At 66.7% G+C, this 19,812-nt stretch carries 16 protein-coding genes and 1 pseudogene; 5 read left to right on the top strand and 12 right to left on the bottom strand.

Translation table 11 applies throughout. The features are described from left to right. Positions 1 to 11: 11 nt before the first annotated feature. The 7 genes from SriyCCGPB3_RS11640 to pip form a co-directional block, all read right to left on the bottom strand. Positions 12 to 653, bottom strand: a complete 642-nt coding sequence (locus SriyCCGPB3_RS11640) for a response regulator transcription factor (protein WP_350259262.1) — start codon at positions 651 to 653, stop codon at positions 12 to 14. Continuing rightward, positions 646 to 1,701 (bottom strand): sensor histidine kinase, encoded by a 1,056-nt coding sequence (locus tag SriyCCGPB3_RS11635; protein WP_350259261.1) that lies wholly within the window; start codon positions 1,699 to 1,701, stop codon positions 646 to 648. The genes SriyCCGPB3_RS11640 and SriyCCGPB3_RS11635 overlap by 8 nt, the downstream gene beginning before the upstream one ends. A gap of 358 nt (positions 1,702 to 2,059) precedes the next feature. Then, positions 2,060 to 2,797 (bottom strand): MgtC/SapB family protein, encoded by a 738-nt coding sequence (locus SriyCCGPB3_RS11630; protein WP_350259260.1) that lies wholly within the window; start codon positions 2,795 to 2,797, stop codon positions 2,060 to 2,062. A gap of 31 nt (positions 2,798 to 2,828) precedes the next feature. After that, on the bottom strand, positions 2,829 to 5,588 hold the full coding sequence (mgtA, locus tag SriyCCGPB3_RS11625) for a magnesium-translocating P-type ATPase (RefSeq protein WP_350259259.1): 2,760 nt from the start codon (positions 5,586 to 5,588) through the stop codon (positions 2,829 to 2,831). A 63-nt stretch (positions 5,589 to 5,651) separates the two neighbouring features. Further along, on the bottom strand, positions 5,652 to 5,951 hold the full coding sequence (locus tag SriyCCGPB3_RS11620) for a hypothetical protein (protein WP_088026117.1): 300 nt from the start codon (positions 5,949 to 5,951) through the stop codon (positions 5,652 to 5,654). A 292-nt stretch (positions 5,952 to 6,243) separates the two neighbouring features. Beyond that, positions 6,244 to 6,543: a hypothetical protein gene (locus SriyCCGPB3_RS11615; RefSeq protein WP_107433405.1), complete on the bottom strand. Its 300-nt coding sequence runs from the start codon at positions 6,541 to 6,543 to the stop codon at positions 6,244 to 6,246. Positions 6,544 to 6,827: 284 nt separating this feature from the next. Further along, positions 6,828 to 7,775: a prolyl aminopeptidase gene (gene pip, locus SriyCCGPB3_RS11610; protein WP_350259258.1), complete on the bottom strand. Its 948-nt coding sequence runs from the start codon at positions 7,773 to 7,775 to the stop codon at positions 6,828 to 6,830. A 114-nt stretch (positions 7,776 to 7,889) separates the two neighbouring features. Between pip and SriyCCGPB3_RS11605 the strand changes: the two are divergent. After that, positions 7,890 to 8,555 (top strand): annotated as a pseudogene (locus SriyCCGPB3_RS11605) (TraX family protein). A 463-nt stretch (positions 8,556 to 9,018) separates the two neighbouring features. After that, on the top strand, positions 9,019 to 9,384 hold the full coding sequence (locus SriyCCGPB3_RS11600) for a hypothetical protein (protein WP_350259257.1): 366 nt from the start codon (positions 9,019 to 9,021) through the stop codon (positions 9,382 to 9,384). A 129-nt stretch (positions 9,385 to 9,513) separates the two neighbouring features. Here the strand turns inward: SriyCCGPB3_RS11600 and SriyCCGPB3_RS11595 are convergent, their stop codons facing one another. After that, positions 9,514 to 11,709, bottom strand: a complete 2,196-nt coding sequence (locus tag SriyCCGPB3_RS11595) for a TonB-dependent receptor (RefSeq protein WP_350259256.1) — start codon at positions 11,707 to 11,709, stop codon at positions 9,514 to 9,516. 239 nt (positions 11,710 to 11,948) lie between these two features. On the opposite strand from SriyCCGPB3_RS11595, the gene SriyCCGPB3_RS11590 reads away from it, so the two are divergent. The 3 genes from SriyCCGPB3_RS11590 to SriyCCGPB3_RS11580 all read left to right on the top strand — a co-directional run bounded on the left by SriyCCGPB3_RS11590 (position 11,949) and on the right by SriyCCGPB3_RS11580 (position 15,313). Continuing rightward, complete coding sequence (locus SriyCCGPB3_RS11590) at positions 11,949 to 12,542, top strand: TetR/AcrR family transcriptional regulator (RefSeq protein WP_350259255.1); 594 nt, start codon at positions 11,949 to 11,951, stop codon at positions 12,540 to 12,542. Positions 12,543 to 12,587: 45 nt separating this feature from the next. Further along, the gene (locus tag SriyCCGPB3_RS11585) at positions 12,588 to 13,700 is read left to right on the top strand and encodes a DNA glycosylase AlkZ-like family protein (protein ID WP_350259254.1); all 1,113 of its coding nucleotides are present in this window, start codon (positions 12,588 to 12,590) and stop codon (positions 13,698 to 13,700) included. 956 nt (positions 13,701 to 14,656) lie between these two features. Further along, a complete protein-coding gene (locus SriyCCGPB3_RS11580; RefSeq protein WP_350259253.1) occupies positions 14,657 to 15,313 on the top strand; it encodes an alanyl-tRNA editing protein in 657 nt (218 codons plus the stop codon). Positions 15,314 to 15,386: 73 nt separating this feature from the next. Here SriyCCGPB3_RS11580 and SriyCCGPB3_RS11575 read toward each other — a convergent pair whose 3' ends face one another. The 4 genes from SriyCCGPB3_RS11575 to SriyCCGPB3_RS11560 are packed head-to-tail and all read right to left on the bottom strand — an operon-like array spanning position 15,387 to position 19,798. After that, a complete protein-coding gene (locus SriyCCGPB3_RS11575; protein WP_350259252.1) occupies positions 15,387 to 15,665 on the bottom strand; it encodes a DUF3325 domain-containing protein in 279 nt (92 codons plus the stop codon). Next, positions 15,662 to 17,272: a PepSY-associated TM helix domain-containing protein gene (locus SriyCCGPB3_RS11570; protein ID WP_350259251.1), complete on the bottom strand. Its 1,611-nt coding sequence runs from the start codon at positions 17,270 to 17,272 to the stop codon at positions 15,662 to 15,664. The genes SriyCCGPB3_RS11575 and SriyCCGPB3_RS11570 overlap by 4 nt, the downstream gene beginning before the upstream one ends. After that, the gene (locus SriyCCGPB3_RS11565; RefSeq protein WP_164080222.1) at positions 17,269 to 17,568 is read right to left on the bottom strand and encodes a DUF3649 domain-containing protein; all 300 of its coding nucleotides are present in this window, start codon (positions 17,566 to 17,568) and stop codon (positions 17,269 to 17,271) included. Before SriyCCGPB3_RS11565 ends, SriyCCGPB3_RS11570 begins: the two co-directional genes overlap by 4 nt. A 52-nt stretch (positions 17,569 to 17,620) precedes the next feature. Then, positions 17,621 to 19,798: a TonB-dependent receptor gene (locus tag SriyCCGPB3_RS11560; protein ID WP_350259250.1), complete on the bottom strand. Its 2,178-nt coding sequence runs from the start codon at positions 19,796 to 19,798 to the stop codon at positions 17,621 to 17,623. Positions 19,799 to 19,812: the final 14 nt, after the last annotated feature.

The raw sequence follows: 19,812 nt of genomic DNA, 5'->3' as shown, positions 1-19,812 counted from the left end.
CGGCGTTGCAATCAGCTGTTGCGGGCCTGCAAGCGGTCATACATCCGCACCAGGTCGACCAGGGTACGTGCGCCCATTTTGCGCATCACCTGTGCGCGGCGCACCTTCACAGTGATCTCGCTGACCCCAAGGTCTCCGGCGATCTGCTTGTTGAGGCGGCCGCGCACCACGCCATCGACCACCTCGCGCTCGCCGGCGTTGAGCGTGTTCCAGCGCTGCTGCAGGGCATCGAGTGCCTCGCCGTCGCGACGGCGCTGGCGGTCGATCTCGATGCCCTTGTGGATCGCATCCAGCAGTTCCTGGTCACGGAACGGCTTGGTCAGGAACTCGATGGCGCCGTCCTTGATCGCGTTGACGCCCATCGCGATGTCGCCGTGGCCGGTGATGAACACCACCGGCAGCTGCAGGCCGTGGCTGCCCATCGTGCGATGGAACTCCAGCCCGCTCTGGCCGGGCATGCGTACGTCCAGCACCAGGCAGGCCGGCGCATCTTCCAGCTCGTGTTCGAGGAACGCCTGGGTGGAGGCGAAGGCCCGCACCTGCAGGCCCATCGAGGCCAGCAGGTCTTCCAGCGCGGCGCGCACCGACGGATCGTCGTCGATCACGTAGACGATGGGTGCCGGGTCGGTGATGGGTGCAGCGGGCTTACGCATGGGGAGCATCCGTGGCGATGGGCAGGTCGAACACGAAGCAGGCACCGCCGCCTGCCGGTCGTTCGGCGCGGATCTGGCCGTCATTGGCCTCGATCATTGAACGGCTCAGGCTGAGCCCAAGGCCCAGTCCGTGCGACTTGGTGGTCCAGAACGCATCGAACACACGCTCGGGATGATCGGCGGGCAGGCCGACACCACGGTCGCGCACACTGAGGCTGACCCGCTGGCCGTCACGCCGGGTCAGCAGCGACAGGCGACGATCAGCAGCCGGCACCGCTTCCATCGCGTCCACCGCATTGAGGATCAGGTTGCCGATCACCTGCTGCACCTGCACGCGGTCGGCCTGCACCAGTGGCAGGTCGGCGTCCAGCAGCAGGGCCACGGCCACGCCGTGCTGGTCCAGTTCACTGCGCGACAGCGCCAGCATTTCCTCCACGGCCTGGTTCAGATCGAAGGCGCGCCGTTCCGGTGCGGCACCCTGGGTCAGGCCACGGATACGGGCGATCACGTCACCGGCGCGATGCGCATCGGCCAGGATGCGGGCCACGGTCTGCCGCGCCTTGTCCACGTTCGGTGGGTCCTGTGCGAGCCAGCGCTGGCAGGCCTCGGCGCTGCTGGCGATGGCCGCCAGCGGCTGGTTCACTTCATGGGCGATGGAGGTGGTCAGCTCGCCCACCGTGGACGCGCGCGCCACCCGCAGCAGCCGGCCCTGCGCTTCCTGCACGGCGGCCTTGGCCGCTTCCATGTTCAGGGCGAGGTAGGCGGTGATGCCGATCACCAGCATGCCGATCACCGAGTTGACCAGGCCGATGCGGTAGGTGCCGAAGCGGGTCAGGAAGAAACTCAGCCCGGTCAACGCGATGCAGGCGATGGCCAGGGTGATCAGCCCGCGCGCGCTCAGTACGCGCGATGCGGCGAGGATGACCGCTGCGTAGAAGCAGGCGGCGGCGACGGCGTAATCGGTGACGGTATCGATCAGGAAGATCGCCGCCATCACGACGATCAGGGCCAGCAGCACCAGCGGGCGACGGGGCGACAGCGATGGCATCGGAACGGCTCCCGGGCGTGGGGGGAAAGGATAGCAAAGCTGCCTCTGGCAGGTGCCGACCGTGCTTGGCGTGCTCCTGTGCTGTCGGCACCCACCAAAGCGATGCCTGGTAGTGCCGGCCGCTGGCCGGCAGCTGCAGGATCGTCCCGGAGTTCATGAGGTTGCCGGCCAGCGGCCGGCACTACCCAAGTCTGTGCCGACCAAGGTCGGCACCCACCAATGTGGTGCGTGCGGGCTGTTGGTAGATGCCGACCTTGGTCGGCAGGCTCTGGCAGGAGTCATGGCATCTGATGGGTCTGTGCCGACCAAGGTCGGCACCTACCAAGCGGTGCACGATGTTGCCGGCCAGCGGCCGGCACTACTCCTCCAGGCTGGCGTTCCAGAATCCCTGCAGCACGCCTGGGGTGGTCGCCAGCGTGGCCAGCACCGCATCCAGTTCACCGGCATCCACCGTGGTGGCATACAGCACCGCTTCGATCTCGACATCGCGCTCGCCGAACGGGCGCTGGTCCATCGCGCGTACCGGGTAGTGCGCCTGTTCCAGCAGCAGCAACAGCTGGTCCAGCACCTCGGCCTGCTGCTCGCGCTGGCAGACCACGTTGATCGCATAGGTCGCCTCGCTGAATGCCTCCGGCAACGGCTGCCGCTGGATGCGGTTCACCACTGGGCGCAGCAGGGTGTTGGCGGCCAGCACGAACACCGCCGCCATCACCGCCTCCGGCAGCAGCTTGATACCCGCGCAGGCACCGACCGCCGCCGAGCCCCACAGGGTGGCGGCGGTGTTCAGGCCGGACACCTGCGCACCGTCCTTCATGATCGCACCGGCGCCAAGGAAGCCGACGCCGGAGATCACATAGGCCACCACATGCAGCGGTGAGGGCGGGCCGCCATACAGGTCATGGAAGCGCACGGCCAGGTCGACGAACACCGCCGCACCCACTGCCACCAGCGTATTGGTACGCAAGCCGGCGGTGCGTTGGCGCAGCTGCCGTTCCAGGCCGATGGCCGTGCCCAGTACGAACGCCACCGAAAGGCTGATCAGCGAGCTCAGGGTTGCTCCGGCGTTGAACGCCGGCAGGTTCGGATTGATGTCCATTGTGATTCTCCCTGGACAAGGCGGCGGGCGCTTACTGCCAGCCGTAGCGACGGATGTAGAACTTCTTCAGTGCGGTGGTCAGCACCGCATAGCCGAACAGGATCGCCACCAGGAACGGCCAGTAGCCGGTCGGCAGGGCCTGCAGCTTGAAGTAGCCGGCCAGCGGGCTCATCGGCAGGGCCACGCCAATGGCCATGATCAGGCCGGTCATCACCAGCAGCGGCGGTGCGGCGATGCTCTGCAGGAACGGCACCTTCGGTGTACGGATCATGTGCACGATCAGTGTCTGGGTCAGCAGGCCCACCACGAACCAGCCGGACTGGAACAGGCCCTGGTCGGCCGGCGTGCGTGCATCGAACACGTACCACATCAAGGCGAAGCAGGTCAGGTCGAAGATCGAACTGATCGGCCCGAAGAACACCATGAAGCGGCCGATGTCCGCCGGGTTCCACTTCAGCGGCTTGCGCACCAGTTCTTCGTCCACGTTGTCGAACGGAATGGCGATCTGCGAGATGTCGTACAGCAGGTTCTGCACCAGCAGCTGCAGCGGCAGCATCGGCAGGAACGGCAGGAAGGCCGAGGCCACCAGCACCGAGAACACGTTGCCGAAGTTGGAGCTGGCGGTCATGCGGATGTACTTCAGCATGTTGTTGAACGTGCGCCGGCCCTGAATGACGCCTTCCTCCAGCACCATCAGGTTCTTTTCCAGCAGGATGATGTCGGCGGCCTCCTTGGCGATGTCCACCGCGCTATCCACGCTGATGCCGATGTCGGCCGCGCGCAGCGCCGGTGCATCGTTGATGCCGTCGCCGAGGAAACCGACCACCTTGCCCTGTGCGCGCAGCTCGCGTACCAGGCGCTCCTTGTGCAGCGGGGTCAGGCGGGCAAACACGCGGTGGTGGTGCAACGCCCGCGACAGCGCACCGTCATCCATGCGCTCGATCTGCGGGCCGGTCAGGATGGTGTCCGCGTCCAGCCCCACCTGCGCACAGACGCGTGCGGTCACCAGCTCGTTGTCGCCGGTGAAGACCTTCACTTCCACGCCATGCGCGGCCAGCGCCTGCAGCGCCTGCGCAGCCGATTCCTTCGGCGGGTCGAGGAAGGCCACGTAGCCGACCAGGGTCAGGCCGCACTCGTCGGCCTGCGAGTAGGCGGTCTGGCTGGCGGCAGTCTCCTTCATCGCCACTGCCACCACGCGCAGGCCCTGTTCGTTCAGTTCCTCGGTGGTCTGCCGCACGCGCGCCAGGCGGCGCTCGTCCAGCGGCATGTCCTGGCCGTTCTCGCGTACGGTGCTGCACACCGCCAGCATCTCCTCCACTGCGCCCTTGCAGATCAATTCGTGGTGGTCCTCGCGCTCGGATACGACCACCGACATGCGGCGGCGCTCGAAGTCGAACGGAATCTCATCCACCTTGTGGTAGTCCTGCGACAGCCGCAACGAGCTCTGCAGCTCCACGTGTTCCAGCACCGCGCGGTCGAGCAGGTTGATCAGGCCGGTCTGGAAGTGGCTGTTGAGGTAGGCGAACTTCAGCACGTCCTCCGAATCGTGGCCGAACACGTCGGTGTGCCGCTCCAGGGCGATCTTGTCCTGGGTGAGGGTGCCGGTCTTGTCGGTGCACAGCACTTCCATCGCGCCGAAGTTCTGGATCGCATCCAGGCGCTTGACGATCACCTTGCGCCGCGACAACAGCACCGCACCCTTGGCCAGGGTGGAGGTAACGATCATCGGCAGCATTTCCGGGGTCAGGCCCACCGCCACCGACAGTGCGAACAGGAACGCTTCGGTCCAGTCGCCCTTGGTCCAGCCGTTGATCAGCAGCACGAACGGCACCATCACCAGTGCGAAGCGGATCAGCAGCCAGCTGACACTGTTGACGCCGGCCTGGAATGCGGTGGGCGCACGGTCGGTAGCGGTGCTGCGCTGGGCCAGGGTGCCGAAGTAGGTGCGGTTGCCGGTGGCCAGCACCACGGCGGTGGCGGTGCCGGACACCACATTGGTGCCCATGAACAACAGGTTGTGCTGCTCCAGCAGGCCGGCCAGGCCATCGCCCGGGTGCGCGAACTTCTCCACCGGCAGCGACTCGCCGGTCATCGCCGCCTGTGCCACGAACAGATCCTTGGCGGTCAGCACGCGGCAGTCGGCCGGAATCATGTCGCCGGCCGACAGCACGATGTGATCACCGGACACCAGTTCGCGGATCGGCAGGTCCAGCAATCGCGCCGGGCGACGGCTGTGCAGGTGCGCACCGAAGTACTGGTCGGCCACGTCTGCCGCCTCGGTGCCCGGATTGCGGCGCAGCACGCGTGCGGTATTGCCGACCAGTGCCTTCAGCCGCTCGGCGGCACGGTTGGAGCGGCCTTCCTGCACGAAGCGGATCAGCGTGGACAGCAACACCATGGCGCCGATCACGATCGTGGCCTTGATGTCCTCGGTCAGCCAGGACACCGCCGCCAGTACGGTCAGCAGCAGGTTGAACGGGTTGCGGTAGCACTGCCACAGGTGCCGCCACCACGGCAGCGGCTTTTCGTGATCCACTTCGTTGGGGCCGAGCGTGGCCAGCCGCTCCTCGGCCTCATGCGGGCTGAGGCCATCGGCATGCGATTCCAGCGTGGCCAACAGCTGGGTTTCATCCTGCTGGGCAAGGGTGACCAGGCCGGTGGTGAGCGCGAACGGCGCGGCCTCGGCGCTGCCCGGGCCGAAGCCGGCTTCGGGCATTGCGCGGCGGCGGAACAGGTTGCCTGCGCGACGGCTGCGCAGGAAGGCGTTGAACCAGGCGTTGAGCAGGCTCATGGGACTCTCCTCGAATGTCAGAGCCGGCCGGGGCCGGAACACGAACGGAACGGATGGAACAGGTCAGGCGTGGCGCATCGCCAACACTGCCGGCGACCACGGCTGCATGTGCAGACGCTGGCTGCCGCCAATGCACAGCGGCTTCATCGCATCGCGCAGCGGGTAGGGCAGGTGGCGCAACACGTTGATGCGCTCGCTGATCGGCAGCAGCGACAGCGCGTCGGCCACTACGCGTGGCGAGCCGAGCGACAGCGAACGGGCGAACATGACCGGGCCGTGCTGCAGCAGCTGGCTGCGCAGGGCAGAAACATCGCGCTCACCGATCAGGCGGCGCAGGGTGATGTAGAGGATCTTGTAGGACATGGGGGCGATCTCCAGGCAGGCGGCACCTGGCGATCCCCCGTCACTCAGGCAGGCAGGGACCGGCGGGCAGGCGCCAGGAACAGGCAACAAGCGGGCATCCGGGGCGCGGTGCGCCCGGCAGGGTCGGGGTCCATCTGCGTCTCCATGAGGGGAGGGGCCGGCCAGGGTTGCCCTGGCCAGTGGCGCTATTGTCCGCCCCTGAATGGGGCAGTCCTAGAGGCTCGTGGGTTAGCCCGGCTATACCTTGGTATAGCCGGGTACGCGTCGCGCCAATCGATGGCGCATCACGGGATCAATGCGCGGTGCTGGTCTGCTTGCACACGTCGTACTCGCCGCGGCTCAGTTTCTGGTCGCGATCGGTATCGCAGGCGTGCAGGCGCTCGGCCCAGTCGGGTGCCACGGCATCCACTTCGGCCAGGGTGACGATGCCGTCCTTGTCCTTGTCCAGCGACTCGTAGGACGGAATCAGCTTCACTTCGGTCACGTCCTCGGCGGCGGTGGCCTTGCTGGCCTCCTGCGGCTTGGAGCAGGCCCCAAGCAGCAGGCCGGCGACAACGACGAGGGCAGCGGGAAGGTAGCGGAAACCGGTCATGGCGTGCTCCTGTAGAGGGTTGGGTTCGCCACCGTGGCGCCCATGGCCGGATCTTCTGCGCGGGACTGTAAGCGGGTTGCGAAGAATGGGGACGGTGGCCAGCTGCCGGTGGGCCGGCATTCACCACGTGGGGCGGTGCGGAGACGGCTGGGTAGAGTTGACTGTTAGTCGACTCTCGCGCGCAGCGCGGGGGTTCCGGTCTCCTGCCGAAGACAGTCGACTGACAGTCGACTCTACCTGCGATCGCTGGGATGCCGGCCAGCGGCCGGCACTACCTCGTGCCTTCAGAATCGATCAGCAAACGCGTCCGTGGCGCGCACCAGCGCATCCACCGTTGCCGGCTCGTTCGCGCTATGCCCCGAGGTCACCATCTCCAGCCTGGCTTCCGGCCAGGCCCTGGCCAGGTCCCAGGCGCTGCGCGGCGGGCAGATGATGTCGTAGCGGCCCTGCACGATCACGCCGGGCAGGTGGCGGATGCGGTCGATGTCGCGCAGCAGCTGGTCCGGTTCCAGGAAGATGCCGTTGCGGAAGTAGTGCGCTTCGATGCGGGCCTTGGCCAGCGTGTCCAGCGGGTCGTCCGTAGAAACAGCATCCACGTTGTGCTGCAGGGTGGCGGCGTTGTCCTCCCAGCCCAGCCAGGCCTGCGCGGCGGCGATGCGGGTGGCCTCATCGGCGCTGTCCAGGCGCGCCCAGTAGGCCGCGATCATATCGCCACGCTCGGCTTCCGGGATGTAGGCCTCATAGCGGTCCCAGCGCTCCGGGAAGATCCAGCGCGCACCGCCATTGGCTTCCGCAAACCAGCGGTTTTCCATCTCGCGGCCGAGGAACACGCCACGCACGATCAGGCCGGTGGCGCGTTCGGGATGCGCCTGCGCGTAGGCCAGCGACAGGGTTGAACCCCAGGATCCGCCATAGACCAGCCAGCGTTCGATGCCAAGGTGCTCGCGTACCTTCTCGATGTCGGCCACCAGGTCCTGCGTGGTGTTGTCGCGCAGCTCGCCGAACGGCGTGGAGCGGCCGCTGCCGCGCTGGTCGATCAAGACGATGCGGTAGCGCGCCGGATCGAAGAAGCGGCGGTGGGTGGGCGAGATGCCGGCGCCGGGGCCACCATGCAGGTACACCACCGGGATGCCCTCGGGCGTGCCGCACTCTTCGATATGCAGGGTGTGCAGATCGCTCACCGGCAGAGTGAACTCGCGGTAGGGCTCGATGGCGGGGTAGAGGGTACGCATGGTGGGCGTCTCACAAGCGGGGGCGGACAGCATAGCGCCGCCGCCTGCCGCCTGCAGCGGCGGGCTCCTGCGCGGCGCTGGAAATGGGCTGGCCGATGCGCATAAGCTTCCGCGATGCAAGCGACCACGACCGGGACGTCCACCTTCAACCTCACCCTCGGCAGCGGCGCACGCGAGCTGCTGAAGTGGATCGCACTGCTGACCATGACCGGTGATCACGTGGCCAAGGTGGTCTTCGGTGGCTACGTGCCGGTGGTCAGCGAACTGGGGCGCATCGCGTTCCCGCTGTTTGCACTGGTAATGGCCTGCAACCTCGCCCAGCCGGGTGCAGACCTGAGCAAGTCGATCCGTCGCCTGGCCGTATGAGGCGTGGTCGCGCAACCGCTGCATGCACTTGCCTTCGGTCCCTGGTTGCCACTCAACATACTGCTTACTTTTGCCCTGGCTGCGGTGGCAGTGCATGCACTGGCCAGCAATCGCCCACTGCTGTTGCTGCTGGCCGCGGGCATGGCGCCGATGCTGGTGGACTACCAATGGGCGGGCGTCGGCTTCGTGCTGCTCGGATGGCTGGCGTTCCGCCATGGTGCGTGGTGGCTGCTGCTGATCGGGCTTGCTGCAGTGTGCTGGGCCAACCACAACGGCTGGGCGTTGCTGGCCGTTCCTGTGTTGCTGTTGGCGGCGCGGGTGCCGTGGCAACTGCCGCGCTGGCGCTGGGCGTTTTATGGATACTACGTGGGGCATCTGGCGGTGCTGGCGTTGATTGCTCATCTGCTTGCGTAATGTCGGAACTGGCATGTGGCATGTCCCTGAATGCCGGATGCGGTCAAGGAATGCGCGATGCCGATGCGGGTGAAGCATGCCGTCATCGGCGTGGTGCAAGTTGTTGAATCTTCGGCTCGATTGTCGATATGCGACAATGCTGCCACTGCGTGAACGTTGCTGTCTTTGCACTTGGGTTGTTGGCGCCTGCCACCCCGTTGTGCTCATGATGGGGTGCCATCGAAAAAGGATGGCCGGGGCCTGGAAACCCCGTTGGTCGCGTGTAGTTTGCGCTCGCCAGCCGGCGTCGCCTTGTGCGGCGTCGGCTGGCATTCCGTTCGAGCTTTATGGCGGGCGGTGCGTGGAGGTGGGTGAAAACCCACCTGCCGGTTAGTGCTTACGCGACCACCGGATTTCCAGCCACGTACCGTCCGCCGCCATTGTTAAGCGCGGCGGTCTCGTATGCCTTGCACGGAGACCTGTCATGAACGCATCGGATATTCCCCCTCTGCGCGCCCAGTACGCCTCGGCCAATGCCGAAGAGGCCGAGGCCGCAAAGCCTGATCCGAACAACCTGATCAACCTGCTACACCAGATTGGCCGCGGCGCCGCAGCCGACGGCCAGCCCTGGCCCGAGCGCCATCAACTGCCTGGCCGCTGCCTGGCGCTGGCCGATACCGATGGCGCGTTGGCGGGCCTGCGCATCGTGAACGAGATCCTGTTGGCTGCCGAGCGCGCCCGGCAGAACGGCGGCCCGGAGCACTACGTGGGCGACCGGGTGATGGAGGGGTTGAAGCTGGCCGCATTGGCGTTGACCAATCAGGCGATTTATCGCCTGCACCCGGAATAGAACTACGCCACGCCCAGCGGCATTCGGGTTCTCTGTAGAGTCGAGCCATGCTCGACTCATCGGGGAAATCGGAGTCGAGCATGGCTCGACTCTACAGGTGAGGCGTGTCGGGCACGGAGGCCGCCCGGATCAGAAATCCATCGTTGCCGACACCAGCACCGTCCTCGGCGCCCCCAGCGCCAGGCTGGAGAGCAACGGCATGCCCCAATACGCCTTGTTGGTCACGTTGTTCACGCTGGCGCGCAGCGCAAGCGGCCGCCCGGCCATCGTGGTGTTGTAGCGCGCACCCACATCGAACAACGTACGCCCCGGCACCGACAGGCGGTTATCAGCACTGATGTACTGCTTCGACATCGCGGTGGCATTGCCGGTCAGGGTCAAGCCCTCCAGCGCAGGCACATCCCATTCCACGCCCAGCTTCGCCTGCCGCTGCGCAACGGCGGTAGCAATGCGGCCTTCATTCACACCACCCGCCGTACGGGTCAGCTTCGGCTGCACGTAGGCCACGCCACCCAGCAGGCGTACGCCGTCCAGCGGTGAGCCGAAGAAGCCCCATTCGACGCCACGGTTACGCTGTTCGCCACCGAACGAGAAGATATTCGTGACCGGGTCGGTGTAGCTGCTCGGGCGCTTGATCTCGTACACGCTGAAGGTGTGCGCGAAGCTGCCCAGGTCCAGCTTCAGGCCCAGCTCCTTCTGCTTGGTTCGGAACGGTGCGAACACATCGCCGGCATTGGCAGCAGTCATCGGCGCGGTGGCGCCCTGGCTGAGGCCTTCGATGTAGTTGGTGTAGACCGAGATCGTGTCGGTGGCCTTCACCAGCAGGGCTGCGGCTGGGGTGGTGGCGCTCTCGTCATAGCGCGAGGTGCGCGCACCGGTGGCCACGTTGAAGGTCTCGCTGACCACCTGCTGGCGACGCACGCCCAGCGTCAGCTGCACGCGGTCATCGGCGAAGGACAGGGTGTCGGCGAAGCCGAGGCTGTCCAGCCGCAACTCAGTGTGCGAGATATGCGGCGCGATGAACGGCGCGGCCGCGCCCCACACCGGGTTGTACAGGTTGGTGGTCCAGTCCCAGCCCGGCACGCTGCGGCGGCCGTAGTCGTTCTGGGTGTGCTGGTAGTGGGTCACGTTGGCGGCCCACTGATGGCTCACGCTGCCGGTACGGAAGCTGCCGCGCAGGCCGGCATCACCGGATTGCTTCTTGATGTCGAACGCCAGCTGGCCCATCACCGTGGTGAAGTCACCGGCCGGATTGAGAATCTGCGCACTGATCGAACCGTTGTAGCGGTAGTCGGTCTTGCTGGTGCCGTAGGCCAGGTAGGCCATCAGGTGTTCGTTGATGTCCAGCTCGCCACGCAGCATTGCGCCCTTGTCTTGGCTGTCCACGTAGGCCCAGTCCGGGTTGATCAGGGTGTCGCCACGCGGCGGCCGAGGAATCGCCACGCCCGGTGCCAGACCGACGCCACGGGCGGGCCCATCGACGCGGTCGTCGGCGCTGTACAGATCGGCGGAGAGGCGGGCGCGCTCGCCGCGCCAGTCCAACGCCAGCGAGCCCAGCTGCACCTTCTTGCTCTGCTTGCCCACTGCACCGTCGCCATCACGGTAGGCGCCGTTGAAGCGGATGCCGAACTGCTTGTCGGCGCCCAGGCGGCGGCCCACATCCACATGGGTGCCGAACTGCGCATCGGAGGCGAAGTTGGCGCTGACTCGCATCAATGGCTGCTCGCCCGCACGCTTGGGCACCAGGTTCACGCTGCCACCGACCGAGCCGCCCGGTGGCATGCCGTTGAGCAGGGCGGACGGGCCCTTCAGTACCTCGATGCGCTCGAACATCTCCGGCGAGGTGCGGTAGTACGGCGCCATGCCGCTGAGGCCGTTGAAGGTGGTATCGCTGGTGCTGGAGGCGAAGCCGCGGATGGCGTAGTTCTCGCTCCAGGCGCCGGTAACGCCGTTGCTGAACACCGTGGGGTCGGTAGCGGCGATGACGTCGGTGAGGTCCTTGGCCTGGCGGTCGCGGATGAAGGCTTCGGTGTAGCTGACCGTACTGAACGGCGTGTCCATGAAGTCCTTGTCGCCGAGCAGGCCAACACGGCCACCCGAGGCCACCTGGCCGCCGGCATAGTCACCGGTCACCCGGCGCTGTTCCTGCACCTGCACAGAGGGCAGGGTGGACGGTGCGGAGTCGGCCAGCGCGGCAAACGAGGCCAGCAGGCCCAGTGCCAGGGCCGACACCCGGTAGCGCCGGGCCATCGGCGGATGCATCTGCACGCGGCTCGCGGCGGCCGCTGCGGGCTGCAGGGGAGAGGAAAGGTGGTACACGGTCATGCCAGGTTCCTGTGAATCGCAGGTGCGAACGCGCCTGGCGCGCTGCCGACGGCAAGCACGGGGGAGGGCGCAGCGCAGGGTTGTCGGCTGGGTGGGGACCTGGCGGGAAGTGAGCCATGGGCTCGATTGCGGATGGCGGCGGGGTTGCGAACCACACGCATTCCGAATTAGTTGAGTAAATTAAACTAAACCATATGAATCGGACAAGAGGGTCCCTTTGCTGGCACCCTCGCTACGGTATGAACATGCACCCTGAGATCCCGGCGTCGGCCCGTGGCCGTCCGCCCACCATCACCCCCGATCGTCTGGCCGACATCGGCATCACGCTGGGCCTGCCGAACCTGACCATGGCCAACGTGGCCGCCGAACTGGCAGTGACCCAGGCCGCGCTCTACAAGCGCGTGGCCAACCTGGAGGCCTTGAAGCGGCTGGTGGCCGATACGGTGTTCCAGCGCTGGCAGATTCCGCGCGCCTCGGCCGATGCGCCGGGTGGGCTGCAGGCGTACCTGCTGGGGTTCGTGGATTCGCTGTGCGGGGTGGTGAAAGCGCACCCCGGGCTACCGCCGTACCTGTTGCGCCGTTCGGTGGCGACCGCGCCGATGCTGGACAAGATCGCCTCGCACCAGGCGCATGTGGCCGAGGTGTTCGGCCTGCCGCTGGACAAGGCACGCTGGCTGCTGGCCACGATTGCGTTCTACTGCATTGCCGGTGCCGACACGGTCTATGGGATTGCAGACGATGAAGAGGGCCAGGTGATCACCGAGTTCAAGCAGGGCATGCGTGCGCTGGTGATCGGATCGCTGGAGGTGTTGAACGAGGATGGCAACTTGTAGAGTCGAGCCATGCTCGACTGCTCTTTCGGATGAATGCAGTCGAGCATGGCTCGACTCTACAATGCGGCCATGCCTGCCACGCCCACCCTCGATGATCTGCGCCGCCATGCGGTGGCGCGTACGCTGTTCAAACCGACTACGCTGCTGACCGCGATCCGGCGCCTGGGCTTCGTGCAGGCCGACCCGATCCGCGCACCGGCACGCGCACAGGACCTGACCCTGCGCCACCGGGTGAAGGACTACCGCGCCGGTGATCTGGAGCGGCGCTATGCGCGCCTGCCGGTGGAAGAAGATTGCCTGGTGAACTATGGCTTCCTGCCGCGCGAGCATCTGGCGTTGATGCATCCGCGTGTGTCCAAGCGCGCATGGGATGCCGAGACCCGGCGCCGCGCGGAAGATGTGCTGGCCTTCGTGCGCGAACGTGGCAGCGTGCATCCGCGCGAGGTTGACCAGGCGTTCGCGCATGGCCGGGTGACCAACTACTGGGGCGGCACCAGCAATGCCAGCACGCACCTGCTGGAGGGCATGCACTACCGTGGCCTGCTGCGCGTGCAGCGGCGCGACAGCGGCACCCGCATCTACGCGGTGGCCGACCACGCGGAAGCCGATGCCAGCGCGCAGGCGCAGATCGAACGCGCCGCCGCCCTGATCGATCTGGTGGTGCGTAAGTACGCGCCGCTGCCGTCGGCCAGCCTGACTTATCTGGTGCGCCTGCTGGGCTACGGTGCTCCGCACCTGGCCGAACAGACCCGGCTGGCGTTGAAGCTGGCCAAGCAGCAGCTGGCCAGCTGCACGCTGGAGGGCACCACCTGGTACTGGCCGGCGGATGAGAACCCGCGCTCGCGCCGGCATGCGCCGGACGACCAGGTGCGCCTGCTGGCGCCGTTCGACCCGGTGGTGTGGGACCGCCGCCGCTTCGAGCTGCTGTGGGGCTGGGTCTACAAGTTCGAGGCCTACACGCCTGCGCCGAAGCGCCAATACGGCTACTACGCGCTGCCGGTGCTGTGGCACGACCAGGTGGTGGGCTGGGCCAATCTCAGCGTGCGCGACGGTGAACTGGCGTCCAGCGTGGGCTATGCCGGCAAGTCACTGGCCCGCGACAAGGTGTTTCGTGGTGCGCTTGAAGACGAACTGCAGCGCATGGCCGCGTTCCTGTAGCGCCGAACGGCGCATGGGTACCTGTCGCTCCCGGTAGCCGCCAACCTTGGTTGGCGCTGGCTTCCACCGGTGCCCACCAAGGTGGGCAGCTACCAAAGCAACAGCGCTCAGGCCCGGTAGCCGCCAGCCTTGGTTGGCGCTGGCTTCCATCGTTGCCCACCAAGGTGGGCAGCTACCAAAGCAACAGCGCTCAGGCCCGGTAGTCGCCAACCTTGGTTGGCGCTGGCTTCCACCGGTGCCCACCAAGGTGGGCATCTACCAAAGCAACGCCGCTCAGGCTCGGTAGCCGCCAACCTTGGTTGGCGCTGGCTTCCATCGTTGCCCACCAAGGTGGGCAGCTACCAAAGCAACGCCGCTCAGGCCCGGTAGTCGCCAACCTTGGTTGGCGTCGCTTTCACCAATGCCCACCAAGGTGGGCATCTACCAAAGCAACAGCGCTCAGGTCCGGTAGCCGCCAACCTTGGTTGGCGCTGGCTTCCACCGGTGCCCGCCAAGGTGGGCAGCTACCAAAGCAACGCCGCTCAGGCCCGGTAGCCGCCAACCTTGGTTGGCGTCGCTTTCACCAATGCCCACCAAGGTGGGCATCTACCAAAGCAACAGCGCTCAGGCCCGGTAGCCGCCAACCTTGGTTGGCGCTGGCTTCCATCGTTGCCCACCAAGGTGGGCAGCTACCAAAGCAACAGCGCTCAGGTCCGGTAGCCGCCAACCTTGGTGGGCGCTGGCTTCCACCGGTGCCCACCAAGGTGGGCAGCTACCAAAGCAACAGCGCTCAGGCCCGGTAGTCGCCAACCTTGGTTGGCGCTGGCTTCCATCGTTGCCCACCAAGGTGGGCAGCTACCAAAGCTGAAGCCGCCGATGGTTTGCCGCCATGTTGATCATCCCGCATGGGCATTCACGCTCCTGCCAACGCGTTCGTACGCCTGCACCGTGCTAGCGTCCATGGATTGGAGGTCACGATGACGATCAAGGCATTCTGGGACGATCCCTATCGGCTGCGCCATGAGGCGCGGGTCAGTGCTGTCTCGGGTGATGAGATCTGGCTGGATGAAACCATTTTCTTTGCGTTCTCCGGCGGCCAGGAGAGCGACGCTGGGTTCATCGGGGGGCATCCGGTGCTGGAGGCTCGCAAGGACGGCCTGGATATTGCCTATCGATTGCCCGAAGGGCACGACCTGGTTGCAGGCGATGCGGTCACGGTCGAGATTGATGGCCTGCGCCGCTATGGCCTGATGCGCCACCATTTCGCGGCGGAGATGATCCTGCAGCTGGTGTATGCGTTGGAGCCGGGCATCGACAAGGTCGGCGCGCATATCGGCCCGGCCAAGGCCCGTATCGATTTCGCACGGAATGGCAGCATTTCGGTGTTGTTTGACGCGTTGCAGGCCAAGTCCGCAGCACTGGTTGCGGCCGACCTGCCCATCATCACCGCATTTTCCGAAGAGGCCAACCACCGTCGCCACTGGCAGGTGGAGGGCTTCGCGCAGATGGGTTGTGGCGGTACCCATCCACGCCGTACCGGGGAGATCGGTGCGCTCTCGTTGAAGCGGAAGAACCAGGGCAAGGGTGTGGAGCGCATCGAGATCACCCTCGACCCCCGACCGTTCCCGGCATAGCGCGATACGTTGCCCGGGTAGCCGCCAACCGTGGTTGGCACCGCAAAGTGTCGGTGCCCACCAAGGTGGGCATCTACCGATTCCATCGCCCATGCGCCACCATCGCCAGCACCACCACGCCAGCGGCAACGCTGGTGTGACCGGACAGCGCGGCCAGACCAGAACCCACGCCCAACCCGCGCATGGCAAACACGGTACTGAACACCAGCAGCGCCCAGCCAATCGCGCGCAGCTGCTGGGTTGCCTGCGCGCTCAGCACACGATGCAACACGTCCCGCTGATGGCGTTCCATCGCCAGTGCCAGGCAGGCGAACGCGGCCAGCGACAACACGAACAGAATGACGTGGATCATGCGCTGGCCTCCGGTGCCGCAGTGCGTGACGCGGCAGACGGCCGTGCGCGCTTCACCTTCGGCGCATGCCGCCAGGTGCGCCAGGCCAGCAGCGTGTGCAGGGCGGCCAATGCCAGCAGGGTCAGGTCGGTGCCGGCAAACGCCCAATCGCCCGCGGCCAGCGTGCGCCACAGCGGATGCAGCGTGGTCATTGCAGTCAGCACGGGCAGCAGCGCCAGCAGCAGTGCCGCCAGCAGGAACTGTTCGATCCATGCACGCTTCGGTGTGCGCAGCGTGGCGTGCACGAACATGGCCGCCCAGGCCAGGAAGAACACATGCACCTCCCACGCCGCGCGCCCGTCCATGGCAGTGGGTAGCAGGCGGTTCGCCCACAGGTAGGTCGCCATCGCCACCGACAGGCCGGCGACGGTGGCGATGTTGAGCCGCTCGACCAGGCGGAAGCCGAAGTAGGGTCGCTGCGGATCAGGCAGCTGCGCGCGGCGCTTGACCGTCCACAGCACCAGCCCGGTGCCGACCATGGCGGTGCCGGCCAGGCTGACGATGAAGTACAGCCAGCGCAGGGCGGCATCGGCGAAGCGGCCCAGGTGCAGGCCATACAGCACGCCCTGGGTATCGGCGGCAACGCCCGAGTGTTCCTTGATCTGCAGCAGCTGCCCACCGCTGCCGTCGAACAGCAGATAGTTCGGGGTGGTCGAAACGCGGCTGGACTGCGCACGCACCACGGCCACGCGAGCGTTCTCGTCGCCCGGGTTCTGCACCTGCACGCTGCCCACCGCGCCGGCTCCCCAACGCTGCTCGGCCTGCTGCACCAGTGCACCGACGTTGGTGAGCGGAGCAGGGTGGCCGGCGGCCTTCTGCGGCGGCAGGAACAGGCGCATCTCGCTGACCACCTCGGCCTGCTGACGCTTGTCCGGCAGTTTGGCCAGGCCCCACGGCATGTACAGCACCGCCAGCATCACCAGGCCGCTCCAGGTGATCATGAAATGGAAAGGCAGCCCGAGCACCGACAGCGCCGCGTGACCGTCCAGCCACGAGCGCTGGCCCTTGCCCCAGCGGAAGGTGAAGAAGTCGGCGAAGATCTTCTTGTGGGTGATCACGCCGCTGACGATGGCCACCAGCATGAACATCGCACACAGGCCGACGATCCAGCGGCCCCACATCGCCGGCATGTAGTGCAGGTTGAAGTGGAACGCATAGAAGAAGTCGCCGCCGCCGGTGTCGCGTGCCTGCAGCGGCGCACCGGTGCTGGCGTCGAACAGGCCCGAGTCGAAACCATGCCGGCCGCGCCCACCCGGGCTGGCCCACATCGCCGACACCCACGGCATGCGCGTGCTCGGCAGGCTCAGGTTGATCTGGCTGGCCGCGGGCGTGTCGGCCATGATCGCCGTGACGGTACGCTGCGCAACCACAGCGGCGTCCGGCAACACGGACGGTGTGGCGATTTCCGGGCGGGTGTAGCGCGAGAGCTCGTCGCGGAAGTAGCTGGCGGTGCCGGTGAGGAACATCGCGTACAGGATCCAGCCGGCCAGCAGCCCCACCCAGATATGCAGGTCGGACATGGTCTGGCGGATGCCGCGTGGCTTCGGGGTCCGATCGACCGTGCTCATGCAGCGCCTCCGTTGCCGACCGTCTGTGCGATCAACCACAGCGGCAGCGCGGCGATGATCAGGCCCAGCCACGCGCGCCATGCCGAGCGCACCGCGAACACCCAGACCACGGCGCCGGCGTACAGCAGGAAGCTGGCCAGCATGCCGGTGAACACGGCCTGGCGACCATCAATCGGCAGCGCCAGTGCGGCGATGCTGCACAGTGCGGCCAGCACATAGCCGCCGAACAACGCGGCGATGATGCGTGAGACCAGGGGCAGCCAGGCCAGCACGGAAGGAGAACGGGAAACGGTCAAAGCACTTCTCCAGGGCACCACGCGCAATGGCGTGGTGCCCTTGAAACGAGGATCAGAAATCGACGGTGGCCGACAGCAGGGCGGTGCGTGGCGTGCCCAGCCCCGAGCCGAGGCTGCCCGCCCAGTACGCCTTGTTGGTCAGGTTCTGCACGGTGCCGCGCAGTACCAGCGGATGGCCGGCCGCTTGCGTCGCATAGCGGGCGCCGAGATCGAACACAGTGCGGCCCGCCACCCACTGGCTGTTGTCAGCACTGATGTAGCCCTTGGACAGGCTGACCGCGTTGCCGGTGAGGGTGAGGCCGGCCACGGTCGGCACGTCCCATTCCACGCCCAGCTTGCCCTGCCATTGCGGTGTGGCCGTCGCCAGCCGGCCTTCGTTGATACCGGCCTGGGTACGGGTCAGCTTCGGCTGCAGCCAGCCGATGCCACCGAGCACACGCAGCTGTTCGGTGGCCTGGCCGAACACGGTCCATTCCACGCCCCGGTTGCGCTGCTGGCCGCCGAACGAGAACACGTTGGTCGCCGGGTCGGTATAGGAGCTGGGCTTTTCGATCTCGTACACGCTCAATGCGCTGGCCAGGCGGCCGAAGTCGAACTTGGCACCGACCTCGCGCTGGCGGGTCTTGAACGGCGGGAACACGTCGCCCGCGTTGGCGGCGGTGGCCGGGGCGGTGCTGCCCTGGCTCAGGCCTTCGATGTAGTTGGCATACAGTGACAGGCGGGCGCTGGCCTTGAACAGCAGTGCACCGGCCGGGGTGTTGGCGCTGGCGTCGTAGCGTGCGGAGCGCTTGCCGGTGCTGCCGTCGAAGGTGTCGCTGAGCACGGTCTGGTGACGGATGCCCAGGGTCAGCTGCACGCGATCATCGATGAAGGACAGCGTATCGGCGATGCCGAAGCTGGTGGTACGCACTTCCGCGGTCTTCGGCAGCGATGCATCACTGAAGCTGCGGTCGATGGCAGGGCTCCACTGCGGGTTGTAGATGTTGGTTACCCAATCGCGGGCCAGCAGGTTGCGCTTGAAGCCGAACTTCTGGTCGTGCTGGTACCAGGCCGCACTGATCGCCAGCGCATGATCGACCGCGCCGGTGCGGAAACGCGCCGACAATCCGGCTTCGGCGGTGTCCTTGCTGTAGATGAAGCGCTGGTGGGCGAAGTTGTTGCGGAAGTCGCCGGCCGCGGTGGTGATCAGCGTGGTGGCACTGGCGATGGAATCGAAATCGGTGTGGCCGTGGCCGTAGCTGGCATGCGCCTGCAGGTGGTCATTGATGTCGAACGACCAGCGCAGTGCGGCGGCCTGGTCCTTGACGGTGCTGAAGGTCCAGTCCGGTGCAAACAGGGTGCTGGCTTTCGGCGGGCGGGGCACGGCCAGGCCGGGCGCCAGCGAGACGCCACGGTTGAGGCCATCCACATGGTCGCGGCTGCTGAACAGGTCCAGCGACACCTGCGAGCGCTCACCACGCCAGTCCAGGCCGAGCGATGCGAGCTGCGTCTTGTGCTGCTGGTGGTTGGTGGCGGTGTCGCCGTCGCGGTGCACGGCATTGAGGCGCACGCCGAACTGCTTGTCCGCGCCGAAGCGGCGGCCGACATCCAGGTGGCCGCCCCACTGCGCGTCGCTGCCGTAGCTGGCGGTGAAGCGGGTCAGCGGCGTGTCGCCGGCACGCTTGGGTACCACGTTCACCGCACCGCCCACCGAGCCACCGGGCGGCATGCCGTTGAGCAGCGCGGACGGGCCCTTCAGCACTTCGATGCTCTCGGCCAGTTCCGGGGTGACGCGGTAGTAGGGGATCAGCCCGTACAGGCCACCAAAGCCGATATCCGACGAGGCGACACCGAAACCGCGGATGTTGAAGTAGTCGGTGATGCCACCGCTGGAGCCACTGCTGTAGACGCTGGGGTCGGTCAGTGCGATGACCCGCACCAGGTCCGGCGCCTGGATGTTGTCGATGAAGTCGGCGGTGTAGCGGGTGGTGTTGAACGGCGTGTCCATGAAGTCGAGCTCGCCGAGCAGGCCGACGCCGCTGCCGCGCGTGACCTGGCCACCCGCATAGGCATCGGTGGGTGCGGTCTTGTCGGCGCGCACGTTCACGGTGGGCAACTGGCGGGCGCCATCGGGTGCATCGTTGGCGTGCGCGGCGATGGCGATCAGCAGGGTGGGCAGCAACGCTGCTCGGGCGGCCAGGGACAGCGCCGAGCGGCGTGGGAGGGGCAGGGTTCGCAGGGGGAGGGACATGGCGGTTCTCGTGT

This window comes from Stenotrophomonas riyadhensis (genome assembly GCF_040256885.1).
GTDB classification, from domain to species: domain Bacteria; phylum Pseudomonadota; class Gammaproteobacteria; order Xanthomonadales; family Xanthomonadaceae; genus Stenotrophomonas; species Stenotrophomonas riyadhensis.
The sequence above is the reverse complement of the archived record's forward strand: the minus strand, read 5'-3'. Positions and strand labels throughout refer to the sequence as shown.

Bases quoted from the DNA above. Each gene is read 5' to 3' on its own strand.
- SriyCCGPB3_RS11615 (WP_107433405.1), bottom strand. From the start codon at position 6,543: ATGACCGGTTTCCGCTACCTTCCCGCTGCCCTCGTCGTTGTCGCCGGC.
- pip (WP_350259258.1), bottom strand. From the start codon at position 7,775: ATGCGTACCCTCTACCCCGCCATCGAGCCCTACCGCGAGTTCACTCTG.
- mgtA (WP_350259259.1), bottom strand. From the start codon at position 5,588: ATGAGCCTGCTCAACGCCTGGTTCAACGCCTTCCTGCGCAGCCGTCGC.
- SriyCCGPB3_RS11595 (WP_350259256.1), bottom strand. From the start codon at position 11,709: ATGACCGTGTACCACCTTTCCTCTCCCCTGCAGCCCGCAGCGGCCGCC.
- SriyCCGPB3_RS11600 (WP_350259257.1), top strand. From the start codon at position 9,019: ATGAACGCATCGGATATTCCCCCTCTGCGCGCCCAGTACGCCTCGGCC.
- SriyCCGPB3_RS11580 (WP_350259253.1), top strand. From the start codon at position 14,657: ATGACGATCAAGGCATTCTGGGACGATCCCTATCGGCTGCGCCATGAG.
- SriyCCGPB3_RS11560 (WP_350259250.1), bottom strand. From the start codon at position 19,798: ATGTCCCTCCCCCTGCGAACCCTGCCCCTCCCACGCCGCTCGGCGCTG.
- SriyCCGPB3_RS11575 (WP_350259252.1), bottom strand. From the start codon at position 15,665: ATGATCCACGTCATTCTGTTCGTGTTGTCGCTGGCCGCGTTCGCCTGC.
- SriyCCGPB3_RS11620 (WP_088026117.1), bottom strand. From the start codon at position 5,951: ATGTCCTACAAGATCCTCTACATCACCCTGCGCCGCCTGATCGGTGAG.
- SriyCCGPB3_RS11630 (WP_350259260.1), bottom strand. From the start codon at position 2,797: ATGGACATCAATCCGAACCTGCCGGCGTTCAACGCCGGAGCAACCCTG.
- SriyCCGPB3_RS11635 (WP_350259261.1), bottom strand. From the start codon at position 1,701: ATGCCATCGCTGTCGCCCCGTCGCCCGCTGGTGCTGCTGGCCCTGATC.
- SriyCCGPB3_RS11590 (WP_350259255.1), top strand. From the start codon at position 11,949: ATGAACATGCACCCTGAGATCCCGGCGTCGGCCCGTGGCCGTCCGCCC.
- SriyCCGPB3_RS11640 (WP_350259262.1), bottom strand. From the start codon at position 653: ATGCGTAAGCCCGCTGCACCCATCACCGACCCGGCACCCATCGTCTAC.
- SriyCCGPB3_RS11570 (WP_350259251.1), bottom strand. From the start codon at position 17,272: ATGAGCACGGTCGATCGGACCCCGAAGCCACGCGGCATCCGCCAGACC.
- SriyCCGPB3_RS11585 (WP_350259254.1), top strand. From the start codon at position 12,588: ATGGCTCGACTCTACAATGCGGCCATGCCTGCCACGCCCACCCTCGAT.